Source organism: Flavobacterium sp. 103 (assembly GCF_003096795.1).
Lineage (GTDB): Bacteria > Bacteroidota > Bacteroidia > Flavobacteriales > Flavobacteriaceae > Flavobacterium.
Genome location: NZ_QENX01000001.1, coordinates 3,335,210 through 3,350,440 on the forward strand (window position 1 = coordinate 3,335,210; position 15,231 = coordinate 3,350,440).

The window sequence follows — 15,231 nt, forward strand, 5'->3', positions numbered from 1 at the left end:
ATACCCAGTTTTAAAAATGGCAAAGTTAGACTTATATTTTTAAATGATACTTTTATAGCTTAATGAAAAGTAAAAAAGAATGTGTTTTTTAGAGGAAATCGGAAAAAAAATAATCGAAGTACAACCCAATGCTTATTATTAATTAAATGATATCGGAATTAAATTTATAATATCTAATGAGAAAAAAAAGATTATTTTTTTCGTTTACCTAACAATCGGTCACTAATCATTACAAATCGGTATCGAATAGGAAATTTTAACTTCATCTTTATGTTTAAATCATGAAATTCGGTATGGCTTTTTGTTATTAAATCTTGAATATCAATTTTTATTGAATTGAATTTTTGATACTTTTTTGATTTATGAAATTTCAAATATTTTTTTTTTGACAAATGTCTATATTCTAAAAAACTTGACGGTTTTTCTAAATCAAGAATGATTCTTTTCATTCTGTTTTTGTGAACAAGTTTGTACATGTTTTTCATACCTACTTGTTGTTTATTATGAATTCTATAGGAGATTAAATTTTCAGATGAATAATAAAGGGATTTTCTTAAGATTAAAAGGGTAGCTATTTTTTCATCATGTAAAACATCGTCTTTGAAATTGGTAATGAAATCTTTTACATGTTTTCGAATACATAATGTAGCTCCAGTTACAATATTTCCATTTTTCGAAACTACATTAAAAAAATCAATAGGTTTAGGTAATTCTTTTTCCAAAAAAAAGACAGTATCCCAAATGGTCATTGAAGAGATTAGATTGCTATTTTCATCTATTAAGTCTGCATTTGAGAAAACGCCTTCTGCATTTGGATTTTGATCAAAAACATCTAAAATTTTTTGCACTTTATCTTTTTTCCAAATATCATCTTGGTCTGCCAAAAATATATAATCTCCAGAGCAGAGATCTATAGCTTTTTCAAAATTTTTTGTGCTGCCCAAATTGACAGGATTTCTAAATAAATTAATTTTATTTGGATTCTCTTGTTGTATTCGGGATATGATTTCTAAAGTTTTATCATTTGATCCATCGTCACAAATAACAATATCATCTATAGGAATGGTTTGATCTAATATACTACTAAGTTGACTTGCAATAAATTTATCCCCATTGTATGTGCACATTGCAACAGATAATTTCATTTTATTTTTTTAATTAGTGATCTGATTAATCCATTCCTCTATGCTGTATTTTTCGAATAGGTCCTTCGGAATTTTTTGGTATTTATTACTGAAAAAATCTAAAGGAATGTTAGTTTTTTTCTCGTCTATAATCAATATGTTATTAGGGTTGTAGAAATCATAATTTTTAATGTCAGCATTTGTTGTGATTATTTTTTTTTCTAGTCCAAGACTTTCAAAAACCCTAAAAGTGAGCCCTTTTTGTCCGACTCGATTGATATCTAGTAAAACTTGAGTATTATGTAAATAATCATTGACTTCAGACAATGGAATTTGTTTTGATATGTATTCAACGCTAGAGTTATGACTTTTATTCTTTTTGTCAAAAATAATTATTTTATAATTGATCTTTTTTTCTTTTAAAATTGAGGCTATTTTTACTATTAGTGAAAAACGCTTGTCTTTCGAACTGATGTTAAAAACTTGATACTCTGTATTCCTTGTGCCACTTTTTGGAATAGGATAGATCCAATTGGTAAGAAACTTTAGACTGTGTTTTTCGCAGTCGTCTTTTTCAAAAGAATAAACTTCATCAAAATTAGGGATAACGTGTTTAATTTTTGGACACCTAGTAATACTATCATTAAAAAAAGCAATCGATTTTTTGGTATACTTCTTAAATTCAAAAATAGCTTTAGGATCAATGAAATCTCCTTTTATGGTCAAAATTAAATCTTGGACTTCGTTATTTTCTTTTAGCTTTTTGAGTATTTCATCACCATAATAAATGTTTTTAATATTTTTATTGGATACAGTTTTTAAAATAAAATTGTAAATCTTAGATTGAATGTTGGGATATTTATATTTAAAGTAAAAAAAATTAATATGGTGCACAGTATGGCCTTTCTGTATTAAGGCATTTATTAGATGGCTATTTAGCCCCCAATTATCATAGCTTATAACTGTTATTTTCATTTGTAACCGGTTGTTTTTTATCTATCCAATTTATACAAGTCATCTAATTGTAGCCAATTGAAATCATATCAATTTAATTATATTAATTAACTTGTTTGATTTTTTGAATTTGTTTTAAAGATTTAGTCAAAGGGGCTCCATTTAAAACTAATATGAAAAGAGCTCTGTTTTTAGATTTTATAATGCCACTAAAAAAATATTTAATGCTAAGAAAAACCAAAACTATTTTATGTGCCCAAAAACCGTAATGTTTTTGAATTACATATAAGAGAGATATTTTTAACTCTTTCTTGATAGCAATAGATTGTGTGGTGCTAACACCATGTAAATGAATAAATTTTGCATCAGGTATTAAATAGGCCAATTTGGATATATTGAGTAATCTTTTACATAAATCAGATTCTTCATGATATAAAAAGATATTTGTATCAAATCCTCCAATTTCATTGAAGTCCTCAGTTCTCATAAACATAAAACTTCCTGTTATATAGTTTACTCGTGTAGGATTGTCGTAAAGTCTCTTGCTTTTAGGATATTTTTTAGGATTTAATTTTTCTAGTATCTTTTTTCCAAAAATCTCAGTATAAGGGGATGCAAAATGATCTGAACAAAGCATAAATGTTCCGTCTTCTTTATAGGCTTGGCCTCCAACTATACCAGTGTTCTTGTTTTCTTCCAAGAATTTTTTTAATATGGAAAGACAATCATTCATCAACAATGTGTCGTTGTTTAAAAAGGCTAAATAATTGGCATTCGCAAATTGTACACCATGCATATTACCTCCTCCAAAACCAGTGTTAATATTACTGCGATATAATTTTATGTTAGGGTTGTTTTCTTGATCGCAAAATTTCTTTAAATTTAAGTAGTCTTTTTCTTCAGAGGCATTGTCTGTGATGATGATTTGAAAATTTAACCTATCAGATGTATTCTTAAGTATCGAATGAATACAATTAATACTGTGTTCGCTTGAATTATAGTTTATTAAGATTACAGCTACGTCGTGTTTTTCTTGCGTTGTCATAAAAAATTATTCTTTATCTCTAAATTTGAGTTTCTTTTAAATCGTTTAGTTTTCGATTCTAAATTTATGTCAATTTGTGTCTTATTTCTTTAGAAAAACCAACATTTACATAAATCATTTTGATTAGGTAAAAGCGGGGTCTTGGAAACACCATATCAGTTTATACAAAATACTTAAAAAGTCAATCTCAGTATGATATGCCTAGTAATTGATTTTAAAAATTTCATTTTTGCAAAGTAACAAATAAAAAACATGAAAAGCGTACAATTTTTGAGGGGGTTATAATAAGGAAAGAGTGCTTTTTAATAAGATTTTGTATGTAAAATTTTGTGTGGTTGTAAATACAATTTTTATTTAGTTTTCAAAGATTGAATTTAATATAGAAAGATAAAATAATCTGTCCTGGTCTTAATCAGATTAGTATAACAATAATAGTTTTTTGAATAAGAACTGAATTATGACTCAATATGTACATAATTTATTAGAAAAAGCGTAATTTTTTCGGGGTCTAAAAAAATCATTTGGTATTTTTACCAAAATTTTAATGTCATAAAGCTAATGTCTCATATTATAAATTCAAAATTCACTTCAAAATCTAAAGAAATTGATAGTTATATCCGTGATTTCAAGACTTCAGGAAAACTCTTTGGTGACGGAAAAAGAAATATCATTAAATTATTTGAACTTGAAGATATAATTGTTAATATCAAATCTTTCAAAATCCCAAATTTGATTAACAAGATTGCTTACAGGTATTTTAGAAAGTCTAAAGCAAGACGTTCTTTTGAATATGCAACTCTTTTATCGGAAAAAGGAATTGGAACGCCGCAACCTATTGCTTATTTAGAGAATTATAATTGGATAGGATTGAAAGACAGTTATTATGCCAGTGAGCATCTACAATGTGATTTGACCTATAGAGAATTAGTGGAAATCCCAACTTATCCAGACCATGAAAATATTCTACGCCAGTTTACTCGCTTTTCTTATTCTTTGCATCAAAAAGGAATTGAATTCAAAGATCATTCTCCTGGGAATACATTAATTAAAAAGAGTATTGAAGGACAGTATGATTTCTTTTTGGTTGATTTGAATAGAATGAATTTTCATGAAAAAATGTCGTTTGAATTGCGAATGAAAAATCTTTGCCGATTAACACCTGTAAAAGAAATGGTAGCCGTAATGAGCAATGAATATGCAAAAGTCTCAGGTGAGCCTGAGAAATTGATATTTGATACACTTTGGGCTGAAACTACTAATTTTCAGGAAAAATTTCACAGAAAGAAAAGATTGAAGAAGAAGCTTAAGTTTTGGAAGTAAGATTCGGATTTTGTTTCCATAGTTTTTTTAACTCTTTGTATCGAACAACTATAGAATAAGCGTTTAGGTAACAAATGATTATCCCTTTTTTGCCATCAAGAATTCCCAATCTGATGAAATAGTTATAAAGAAAATTATAACTAGGATGGAAAAATTGATTTAAAACTGTTGGTTTTACCTTTTTTATAAATTTTTCTTGAGCTTTAAATTTACCGTAAAAAATAATCTTTTCTCTGTAATCTTGGTAACTAGAATAGGAATGGTGAATTAGTTTGTTTTTTAAAAAACCAATTTCACCGTTAACGATTAGTTTTTCGTGAACCAATCTTTTTTCATCATATCTTGCTGATTTTTTATCGAAAAGGCGGAATATTTTGTCCGTTTGATTACCACTATACTTTAAAACAGTATTCTCAAACATAAAAATTCTTTCAAAAAAGTAAGCTACATAAGTTTGGTTGTTTTGTAGTGTTTCTATAATTTCCTGCTTTAATTCAGGCGTTAAAACCTCGTCGGCATCAAGAAACAGAATCCAGTCATTTTTGGCTTGTGAGATTGCAAAATTTCTTTGTGCGGAAAAATTTTCAAATTTATTTTGTGTAAACGTTACTTTAGGAAAAGTTTTTGCAACAATTTCTGTTCCATCGGTACTAAACGAATCGACAATTATTATTTCATCTGCAAAATCTAAATCAGATAATAAAGCTTTTAAATGTTCTTCTTCATTTAAAGTTATAATTAACACAGACAATTTTTTAGCATTGCTATTTGTCATAAGTTTATTTTTTGATAGTTTACAGATCTTTTACTTAACCAAGTTTGTTTTTTTATCGCATAAAAATAATAAGAACAAAGATTTTTGAGAATGTATCTATTTGTTTTTAATTTCAAATTAAAAAATAAAAATAAGCTTAAAAGTGATAGGAAGGTTTTTTCTAAAAGTATAAAGAGTATCAAAAAACCATGTGCTAGTGCCTTGGTTATTGGCTTAAAATTATTGTTTATGTATACATGTTTTGAAATGATAACTTCGGTTTTGCTGATATGTTCTGTTTCAAAATCGTTTCTTGAAGAACCACCGTGTTCATGTAAAATAGTAGTGTCTCTAGTCACTGCCATTTTACCATTGTTCTGGGCTATTTTTCTGCAAATATCGACATCTTCAAAGTAGAGCCAATAATCTTCGTTCCAACCATTCACTTTTTTAAACCAATCCTTACTTATAAAAATTACTGCTCCTGTGACCCAGTCAGGATAAAATAATTCTTTTTTGGAGTTGAAAATTGTGTTCGTTCTTTTATTAATTATTTTTCTGTAAAAAAACCTGCTTATCGCAAAAAGGCGCGCTAATGATGGAAAAATGTTGGTTTGATAAAAAAAACGATTTTTTTTGTCAACCTGTAAACAGGATAATATTCCTATTTCCGAATGGTTTTTATAAGTTGTATAAAGTGTGTTAAGGGTATTGGGAGAAATTACAGTGTCAGGATTCAGAAATAAAAAATATTCTCCTTTTGCTTCTTTTGCTCCCATGTTGCATCCATTCGCAAAACCAGAATTAGTATTGTTTCTGATGAAAATAAAGTCTTTAAATTTATTTTGAAACGAATCAAACTTTCCATCATTCGAAAAATTATCAACAATGATTACTTCAAAATTTATTTTTGTTTTATCTATCGAAAGTAAGGATTCTAGACAGTTATGTAATGGCTTCCAACTTCGGTAGTTGACTATAATAATTGAAACGTCCATTATAAGATAGGATAAGTTTTTGATGAATTTGATCGTGTAAATTGAACTTATTTAATAAGGCTTAGTCGTATCGTTAATTATTGTCTATGAAAAAATCAATTTTGTCTTTAAATAGTTCTGGAGAAAGTTGTTGATACAAAGAGGTGTGGTTTTTCTTTATCTCATCGTGATTACTATCAGCAAATAGCTCAGGTTTGAAATCTTTTAAATGAACAGATATATTTTTTATTCCATCCTCAAAAGTTGCCCAAATTTTCTTTTCTACAAAAGGAGAAAAAATCGTAAAGGCAGGTTTAATTAATGCTTTGGCCATATTGATCGCTCCCCCATCGTTACCAATAATTAAATCACATTGATTCATTATAGCTATAAATGATCTCAAATCTTTACCAAATAAATCAAAATGTATTTTTTCTTGAGTCTCTTTTGAACAGGAATTGTAAATTGTCTTAGCGTCCTCAATTTGGCTTTCAAAGTAATTAAAAAGTATCGTTACATCTTTATGGTTTGCGACATATTCAACAACCTTCACCATGTATTCTAGAGGATAGGTTTTGTTTTTCTCACTTCCTAGTAGACTAATCATTATCGTTTTTTTGCTTCTGTTTATTTTGTGTTTTTCAAAAAGCAAAATTGTTGCTTCATTTTCTTCAGGACTCACAAATAATTTGGGATGGGGGTCTATTTTATTTTGATCTAGATTTAGTGGCTCCAATAATAAAAGCCTATTGTCAATGGCGAATCCATATTTTGGCGTGTCGGTATTTTCAAAACGTTTTAAATTATGTGTATAAAACAATTTAGTGTACCATTTGTGGTAAGCTATTTTAATATGGGAACCAGCAAACATTGTAATTAGATTTGTTTCCAATTTATTGTAAACATCAATTACAACATCATATTTTTTAGCTCTAATTTCAAAAATAAACCTAAATAGAGAGAAATAGTTTTTTCTAACTTTATGGGATAATGGTATTACGTTGTCAATATTTGGATTTCCGATTAAAACGTCAAGACTATTGGTATAACACATGTAATCAATTGTATATAAAGGAAATTGCTTTTTTAAATTATTACATATTATCGTACTTGTAAGCACATCACCAATTCTTTTTTGCTGAATAACTAAAATTCTCATATTGAATAAACTTAATTTGAGTGCTAAAATACAAAGTATTTATAGATATTTGTGGGAGCTAGATTATAAATGGAGTAATCTAGTTGGAAAAACTATATTTTTGTAGCAGCAAATAAATATTACGATGGCAATAAGTGGTTTGATTATTACTTTTAATGAGGAAAAAATGATAGGAAAGTGTATTGATGCACTTTTCAGAGTTTGTGATGAAGTAATTATAGTCGATTCTTTGAGTAAAGATAGAACAGTTGAGATAGCTAAAGCTAAAGGGGCAATAGTCATTGAACAGCCTTTTTTGGGAGATGGTCCTCAACGTACTCATGGTTTACCTTTTTGTAAAAATGATTGGATTCTTAATTTGGATGCTGATGAGTTTTTGGACGCAGATGCTGAAGATTTTATTTTAAAAGAGAAATACCTAAACGGGGATTATGATGCCTTTAGTTTTAGAATAAAAAATTTTTTGGGTGATAAGTTAATTGATTTTGCAGGTTGGTATCCAGATCATAAAGTACGGTTTTTTAATAAAAAGTCGGCAAATCCATCTGATTCAAAAGTGCACCAAACTATAGTTGCGACCAATGAAAAGAAAGTTGCCGTTCACATACTGCATTATGGCTGGGATTCTTTGGAACAAATTATTTCCAAAAAAAATCAATATTCAAGCTGGCATGCACAACAACTCTTTGATCAAGGAGTTAGAATATCAGGGTATAAACCAATTCTGAATGGGGCAGTTGCATTCATACGTTGTTACTTTTTTAAGAAAGGAATTTTGAATGGGCTAGACGGATTGACTATTTCTATGATTCAAGGTTTCTTTTCTTATATGAAATATGCCAAACTAATTAAAATTCAAAAAAAAAATAGTTGATGTTTTGAATTTTGGTTGATATAAAAAGAGGTCTTATTTTACAAAATAAGACCTCTTTTCTTTATAAAATAAAATGATTTTAAACCGCTACATCATATTCGCGTAAAGCGTTATTCAAAGATGTTTTTAAATCAGTAGATGGTTTACGAGTTCCAATAATTAATGCACAAGGCACTTGGAATTCGCCAGCAGCAAATTTCTTGGTATAACTTCCAGGAATTACTACCGAACGAGCAGGAACAAAACCTTTCATTTCTACAGGCTCATCACCAGTTACATCAATGATTTTTGTAGAAGCGGTCAAACAAACATTGGCACCCAGAACAGCTTCTTTGCCAACATGAACACCTTCAACTACAATACAACGAGAGCCTACAAAAGCACCATCTTCAATAATAACTGGAGCTGCTTGTAATGGTTCTAGTACTCCACCAATTCCAACACCACCGCTTAAGTGTACGTTTTTACCAATTTGAGCACAGCTTCCCACAGTTGCCCATGTATCTACCATAGTTCCTTCGTCTACATAAGCACCAATGTTTACATAACTTGGCATCATGATTACACCGCTGGAAATATAAGCACCATAACGAGCAGATGCTCCAGGGACTACGCGAACTCCTTTTTCGGCATAATCTCTTTTTAGCAACATTTTGTCGTTGTATTCAAAAATTCCTGCTTCCAATGTTTCCATTTTTTGAATAGGGAAATACATTACAACAGCTTTCTTTACCCATTCATTTACTTGCCAGCCATCGGCAACAGGCTCAGCAACACGTAATTTTCCTGTATCTAATAATTCTATAACTTCTCTGATAGCGTCAGTAGTTTTTGTTTCTTGAAGCAAAGCACGGTTTTCCCAAGCTTGCTCTATTATTGTTTGTAATGGATTCATATGAAGATAATATTTGATTTTTATTGGAACATGGTATCGCCATTCTAACTGTATTTTTGGTTGGGAATCATGGCGATTTCAATTTTGATAGATTTTTGGCAAAGATACCATTTTTAACCAATAGCAAAAAAGAGAAATTGTATGGAAAATGTTATAGATTTAACTTGTGAATGTTTAATTGTCTTAAATTTGACAAACGAAAAAAAACAAGGTATATAATACGACTATTCCTTTTTCCTTGTTGTTCAGAATTGGAAAATTAAAATAGTTACCTTTGATAAAAAAATAAAATGCCAAGAATACTCTCCATAGATTACGGACAAAAACGAACAGGAATAGCAGTTACCGATGAATTGCAAATTATTGCTTCGGGATTGACTACGATTCCATCACCAACCGCAATTGCTTTTTTAAAAGATTATTTTGCTAAAGAAAAAGTAGAAGCGGTACTTATTGGCGAGCCCAAACAAATGAATGGAGAACCTTCTGAAAGTGCCTCAATAATCAAAGGATTTGTAACTCATTTTACCAATCATTTTCCGGATATGAAAGTCATTCGTGTTGATGAGCGTTTTACTTCCAAAATGGCTTTTCAAACAATGATTGATAGCGGTCTCAGTAAAAAACAGCGTCAAAACAAAGGTCTAATTGATGAAATTTCGGCCACTATCATGCTTCAGGATTATTTGAATCGAAAATAGTAATCTTAATTTAACAAACTGTTATGTTTTTTGGGTGTTTTGTAACCAAAAAATAATTTTTTTTTGTGGTTTTTAGAGTTAATTTTGCAACTTCTTAAAAAACACAAAAATGTCCGATACAACAATACGATCCAATTCAGATGTAGTTTTAATTGGAGCTGGAATTATGAGTGCTACTCTAGGTTTAATTTTAAAAGAATTACAACCTGATTTAAAGATTGATATTTACGAAAGATTAGATGTTGCAGCGGCAGAAAGTTCTGACGCATGGAATAATGCAGGAACAGGACATTCCGCTTTTTGTGAGCTTAATTATACTCCGGAAAGTGCCGATGGAACAATAAATCCAAATAAAGCCATTAGTATTGCCGAACAATTTGAGGTTTCAAGACAATTTTGGGCTTATTTGGTCAAAGACGGAAAACTTCCAACTCCAGAAGATTTTATAAAAAGTATTCCTCACATAAGTTTTGTTTGGGGTGATAAAAATGTTGACTTTCTAAAAAACAGGTTCAAAGCTTTGCAATCAAATCCTCTTTTTGCCGAAATGATTTTTAGTACTGATGTTTCCGAATTGCAAAAATGGATGCCGTTAGTAATGGAAGGCAGAAATCCAGATGAGAAAGTAGCCGCAACTTCAATGAAAATTGGTACTGATGTGAATTTTGGTACATTGACCAGAAACATGTTGGCTTATTTGACAAAATTGGACAATGTTACCATACACTACAGCCATGAAGTTAAAAAATTAAAACAACGCGAAGACAAATCTTGGAGAATAAAAATCACTGACTTGGCTTCCGGTCAAAAGAAAAAAGTATATACCAAATTTGTTTTCATAGGTGCTGGTGGAGGTTCATTGCCATTATTGGAAAAAGCAAATGTGCCCGAAGGAAAAGGATACGGAGGTTTTCCTGTTAGCGGACAATGGCTAAAATGCACAAATCCTGAAGTAATTGCAAAACACCAAGCTAAAGTATATGGAAAAGCGAGTGTAGGTGCGCCACCAATGTCTGTTCCTCATGTTGATACCCGAATGATTGATGGAGAGAGAGCATTACTTTTTGGACCGTTTGCAGGATTTTCTACGCGGTTCTTAAAAAACGGCTCTTATTCAGATTTGCCTTTGTCTATAAAAGCAGACAATGTAATTCCGATGATTGTTGCTGGGTATAAAAACATCCCGCTTACCAAATATTTGATTGAGCAAGTGCGTCAATCTCCAAAAGACAGAATGAACGCCTTGCGCGAATATGTTCCTAACGCCAGAACCAAAGATTGGAAACTGGAAAGAGCAGGACAACGAGTTCAAGTTATTAAGAAAGACGAAGAGCTAATTGGGAAATTGGAGTTTGGTACAGAAATTATCAATACACACGATGGAACTTTGGCGGTTTTATTAGGAGCTTCTCCTGGAGCCTCGACCGCGGTTTCTATTATGGTTGAGTTGGTGAGCAAATGTTTCCCAGAGCAATTTAGTTCTCCAGAATGGCAGGAAAAAGTGAAAACTATGATTCCTTCTTTTGGTCAGTCTTTAAATGAAAATCCAGAGCTATTGGCAACTATTAGAAAAAATACAGCCGAAGTTTTAAAATTAAGCTAAACCGATTGTTAATTTTTGGAGCAATAGCATAAGGCTTTTTTAGTCACATAGAACCTGCTCTACACTATATCTTTGCTTTTTTAAAGAAAAAAAGCAAAGGATGCCGTTACGATCAGGGCTAAAGATGAAGATTTGGCATTTTTGCAATGATTTTCAATTAGAACAGGCTCAAGTTGATAAACACAAAAGGACAGTTTTTGGTTTCGAATAAAAGAAACCAAAAGCTGTCATTCTTTTTTTACTCAATCCTCCATTAGTTTTTTAGTGTTTTTTAAAATTCCCTCGGATAAATTGGTTAGCCAAATTAATTGCTCTATTACCAATTGTGCTTCCTGCATTTTTAAGGCAAAAGCTTCTTCGTCAATTGGATTTCCCTCTTTTAGTTCGCTTTCTCGAATGTTTTTTAATTCTATAAAACGATTAGCTAATTCTTCTTTTGTAATTTCATTCGAATCATTAACTAACTCTCCTTTTAAATAGGCAATCGCCTGCTCTAAGTTTTTAACCACTTTTTCGACAACAATTGTCAAGGCTTTGGAAGAAGGTGTTGTTTTGTGGGATTGAATATAAGTTCCTAAAGAGGCTGTCGATGAAAGCAAGGAATGATTCAGTTCTGTTAATTTATATAGAAGAACTATTTTTTTTTGTTTTGATTTTGGTTCTTGTGACATTCTTTGAAACGAAGCCATCAGGTTTCCAACTTCAATAAATGCATTTTTTCTTGCCAAACGGTATGAGGTCGTAACTTCCCCTTTTTGGGTATAAAAAATAAAAATTTCTTTCAAATAATCTCGATTGGCAATAATAGATTTTTTTAAGTATTCCGGGGCTTTGATGTATTCCCAGGATGGCCATAAAAAATGATTGGCCAAATAAGCGAGCAATGCTCCCGTTAGAGTGTCCGCAATTCTAAATTGGATGACATTTAAAAAATCAGGTGATAAAATTCCATGCAAGAATACAATATACATGGTTACAAAAGTGGCACTTACAGTGTAATTGGTCTGTGTGAAAGAAAATCCAAGCAGCATGCATAATATTGCCAAAATGCTTAATAAAAAATGAGTAGGCATTAAGGATAAAATGCTGAATGCAATGATACCGCCAATGACAGTCCCAATAACACGTTGTATGGATCGCTGTTTGGTTAACCCGTAACCCGGTCTCATGATGATGATGATAGTCATCAAAATCCAGTATTCGTTTTGAAATGCCAGAAATTTACCTATAATACCTCCAAAAATAAGAGCAACCGTTAATCGTAAGGAATGTCTAAATATAGTAGACGAAAAACTTATATTTTGAATAAATGTACTTATTGGGTAGTATTGGGGAGTTAAAAATTTTTCTAAATCTTTATCTTTTCCCTTAAAGTCGTAAGTGTTCGATACTGAGGTGAAAGCGCGTTCAATTACTTTGATTTTTTCAATTTGTTTCTCTGCGTATTCCATCATGGTTTTTAGCATCAAAACACCCTCAGAAGCTTCTGCTTTTCCTAACTCGTTTTCGTACTCAATTATAGCAGTTTCTAGAGCTAATAGATGGTTGGATAATTTATGCTTGGGGATATAATTGGTTCTTTTTTCAATGTTTTTCGATAATTGTTTTAACGTTGAAGCCAAATTGTAAGCCAAATATTGGTAAGTGGCTAATGTTTTGGGATGCTTTTCAAATTTTTGATGCAATCGATTATGGTCGAATGAAGTTGATAGCGCTAACTCCAATATTTCTACCAAGGAAATAAATACAATTAGCATTTTTCTATTTTGGTTGGAAGAGACAGCATTTATTTGTTTTCCAATAAGTACTCTTCTAATATTATGATGAATGTCATTGAGTTCGACTTGTAAATGCAGTTGTTTTTCTAGAATTACTTTTCTGTCGGCAATGCTGTTCCATAAATCTCCTCTTAGTTTTAAGTATTTGGATGTTAATTTGATGCATTCCGCAACTTGTAGTTCGGCGTAGCGATAAGGTCTTAAGTAATGAAACAGCAATGAAATGACTAGGTAAAACAAACCCCCAGCAAGTATTAATGCCGAATGTTGAACCATTTCCATTCCCGTATGCAAATGGGAAAAAGATAATGATACCGATAATAAAGCAGAAAAGGATGTGAAAGTAGCTCTTTGTCCGTAGACAGATAACATAGCTAATATGAATACCAATATGGAGAAAAAAGGATAGAAAATAAAAGGAATGGGGTAGGTAAGATTGATTAATAAATTGACTCCCGCTATTAGAAAAGCGGTGACAATAATTCCGTTTATCTTATGCTTTAAACTACTTGGAATGTCACTAGGATAAGTCAAAAAAGCACCTAATGCAATGACAAAACCAATTTCAAAAAGGCCAAAATAGGTAAATATCAATACGGGAAGAACTGCTGATATAGTTGCTTTTAATGCATTTGTGAAATAAGTGCTATCAGTGAATTTTTCTATTTTGGTAATCATGGAATTTCATTTAATACAAAGATAAGTTATAAATGGCTTCGTAAGATTTTATATAACCTATCAATACAATTGTACAAAAATATGCTAATTATCAAATGTAGATTATTCATTATCTATTTTTTTACTACTTTTGCCAACTTAATAAAGTGGATTTTTTCCTTTATTTGCGCTAGGTATTAATAAAAATAAATCAAATGATATTACCAATTATAGGATATGGTGATCCTGTTTTAAGGAAAATAGGGGAGGAACTTACTCCAGATTATCCAAATTTAAAAGAAATTATTGCAAACATGTATGAAACCATGTATAATGCAAGTGGAGTTGGTCTTGCTGCGGAGCAAGTGGGGTTGTCATTGCGATTGTTTGTTATTGATACGACTCCATTTAGTGATGATGAGGATTTGGAAGATAAGGAACAAAATAAATTGAAAGGTTTCAAAAGAACTTTTATCAATGCTAAAATCATAAAAGAAGAAGGTGAAGAATGGGCTTTTAATGAAGGTTGTTTAAGTATTCCTGATGTACGTGAAGACGTATACAGAAAACCAACAATTACCATTGAATATTGTGAAGAAGATTTTGTGATGAAAACCGAAGTTTTTGATGGTTTGATTGCCAGGGTTATTCAACACGAATACGATCATATCGAAGGGATTTTATTTACAGATAAAATATCATCTTTGAAAAAGCGTTTGATCCAAAAAAAATTAAAAAACATCACCGAAGGGAAAACATTTCAAGATTATAGAATGAAGTTTTTCGCCAAAAAGGGGAGGTAATTTTTAAGTAAGCAGTTAGCAGTAGTAAGTATTCAGATTTTTAATAAAGAATAAATAAAAAAAATAAAAATGAGTTTAGAGAAAATATTATCGATTTCAGGGAAACCAGGTTTATATGTTTTAAAAGTACAGACACGTACAGGTTTTGTTGCTGAGTCATTATTGGATGGGAAAAAAATCACGGTAAGTTTGAAAAGCAATGTAAGTCTGTTGTCTGAAATTTCTATTTATACTTATGAAGGTGAAAAACCTTTGGCTGAAATTATGCAAAGCATTGCCAAAAAAGAAAACAATGGACAAACGATTTCACATAAGGAAGATAATGCTACTTTGTTGTCTTATTTTAGAGAAGTATTGCCGGAGTATGATGAAGAAAGAGTTTATGCATCTGATGTAAAGAAAATAGTTAATTGGTACAACATGCTTCAAGAAAAAGGTTTACTTGTTTTTGATGCCCCAGTTGTTGTGGAAGAAGCTGCTCCAGTTGCAGAAGAGGTTGTTGCCGAAAAGAAAGCGCCTGCTAAAAAAGCAAAAGCTAAAAAAGAGTAATTTTAAAGTTATTCAAAATATATTTTAATCCTGTCAAG

At 30.8% G+C, this 15,231-nt stretch carries 14 protein-coding genes; 6 read left to right on the forward strand and 8 right to left on the reverse strand.

Features of this window, described 5'->3' with window-relative positions; genetic code table 11:
• Positions 1-191: 191 nt before the first annotated feature.
• From C8C85_RS14135 to C8C85_RS14145, 3 genes are all read right to left on the reverse strand, one after another.
• Positions 192-1,145, reverse strand: a complete 954-nt coding sequence (locus C8C85_RS14135; RefSeq protein ID WP_116797631.1) for a glycosyltransferase — start codon at positions 1,143-1,145, stop codon at positions 192-194.
• Positions 1,146-1,154: 9 nt separating this feature from the next.
• On the reverse strand, positions 1,155-2,099 hold the full coding sequence (locus C8C85_RS14140) for a hypothetical protein (protein WP_116797632.1): 945 nt from the start codon (positions 2,097-2,099) through the stop codon (positions 1,155-1,157).
• A gap of 82 nt (positions 2,100-2,181) precedes the next feature.
• On the reverse strand, positions 2,182-3,123 hold the full coding sequence (locus C8C85_RS14145) for a glycosyltransferase family 2 protein (protein ID WP_116797633.1): 942 nt from the start codon (positions 3,121-3,123) through the stop codon (positions 2,182-2,184).
• Positions 3,124-3,681: 558 nt separating this feature from the next.
• On the opposite strand from C8C85_RS14145, the gene C8C85_RS14150 reads away from it, so the two are divergent.
• Entirely contained in the window at positions 3,682-4,443 is a 762-nt protein-coding gene (locus C8C85_RS14150; protein WP_116797634.1) for a Kdo domain containing protein, read from the forward strand.
• Here C8C85_RS14150 and C8C85_RS14155 read toward each other — a convergent pair.
• The 3 genes from C8C85_RS14155 to C8C85_RS14165 all read right to left on the reverse strand — a co-directional run bounded on the left by C8C85_RS14155 (position 4,427) and on the right by C8C85_RS14165 (position 7,333).
• Positions 4,427-5,218: a glycosyltransferase family 2 protein gene (locus tag C8C85_RS14155; RefSeq protein ID WP_116797635.1), complete on the reverse strand. Its 792-nt coding sequence runs from the start codon at positions 5,216-5,218 to the stop codon at positions 4,427-4,429. The genes C8C85_RS14150 and C8C85_RS14155 overlap by 17 nt on opposite strands.
• Positions 5,215-6,195: a glycosyltransferase family 2 protein gene (locus tag C8C85_RS14160; protein ID WP_116797636.1), complete on the reverse strand. Its 981-nt coding sequence runs from the start codon at positions 6,193-6,195 to the stop codon at positions 5,215-5,217. The genes C8C85_RS14155 and C8C85_RS14160 overlap by 4 nt, the downstream gene beginning before the upstream one ends.
• Positions 6,196-6,268: 73 nt before the next feature.
• Positions 6,269-7,333 carry a glycosyltransferase family 9 protein gene (locus C8C85_RS14165; RefSeq protein WP_116797637.1) on the reverse strand — a complete coding sequence of 355 codons (1,065 nt, stop codon included), beginning with the start codon at positions 7,331-7,333 and terminating at the stop codon, positions 6,269-6,271.
• Between the two features lie 124 nt (positions 7,334-7,457).
• Between C8C85_RS14165 and C8C85_RS14170 the strand changes: the two genes are divergently transcribed.
• Complete coding sequence (locus tag C8C85_RS14170) at positions 7,458-8,207, forward strand: glycosyltransferase family 2 protein (RefSeq protein ID WP_116797638.1); 750 nt, start codon at positions 7,458-7,460, stop codon at positions 8,205-8,207.
• A gap of 79 nt (positions 8,208-8,286) precedes the next feature.
• Here C8C85_RS14170 and C8C85_RS14175 read toward each other — a convergent pair whose 3' ends face one another.
• Positions 8,287-9,102 (reverse strand): 2,3,4,5-tetrahydropyridine-2,6-dicarboxylate N-succinyltransferase, encoded by an 816-nt coding sequence (locus C8C85_RS14175; protein WP_116797639.1) that lies wholly within the window; start codon positions 9,100-9,102, stop codon positions 8,287-8,289.
• A gap of 290 nt (positions 9,103-9,392) precedes the next feature.
• On the opposite strand from C8C85_RS14175, the gene ruvX reads away from it, so the two are divergent.
• On the forward strand, positions 9,393-9,803 hold the full coding sequence (ruvX, locus tag C8C85_RS14180; protein ID WP_116797640.1) for a Holliday junction resolvase RuvX: 411 nt from the start codon (positions 9,393-9,395) through the stop codon (positions 9,801-9,803).
• 109 nt (positions 9,804-9,912) lie between these two features.
• Entirely contained in the window at positions 9,913-11,406 is a 1,494-nt protein-coding gene (locus tag C8C85_RS14185) for a malate:quinone oxidoreductase (RefSeq protein ID WP_116797641.1), read from the forward strand.
• Positions 11,407-11,648: 242 nt separating this feature from the next.
• On the opposite strand, the gene C8C85_RS14190 is transcribed toward C8C85_RS14185, so the two are convergent.
• Positions 11,649-13,862 carry an FUSC family protein gene (locus C8C85_RS14190; protein ID WP_116797642.1) on the reverse strand — a complete coding sequence of 738 codons (2,214 nt, stop codon included), beginning with the start codon at positions 13,860-13,862 and terminating at the stop codon, positions 11,649-11,651.
• A 194-nt stretch (positions 13,863-14,056) separates the two neighbouring features.
• Here C8C85_RS14190 and def point away from each other — a divergent pair, with 194 nt between their 5' ends.
• Both def and C8C85_RS14200 read left to right on the forward strand, forming a co-directional pair.
• A complete protein-coding gene (gene def, locus C8C85_RS14195; RefSeq protein WP_116797643.1) occupies positions 14,057-14,644 on the forward strand; it encodes a peptide deformylase in 588 nt (195 codons plus the stop codon).
• A gap of 69 nt (positions 14,645-14,713) precedes the next feature.
• The gene (locus C8C85_RS14200) at positions 14,714-15,193 is read left to right on the forward strand and encodes a DUF5606 domain-containing protein (protein ID WP_116797644.1); all 480 of its coding nucleotides are present in this window, start codon (positions 14,714-14,716) and stop codon (positions 15,191-15,193) included.
• Positions 15,194-15,231 lie beyond the last annotated feature (38 nt).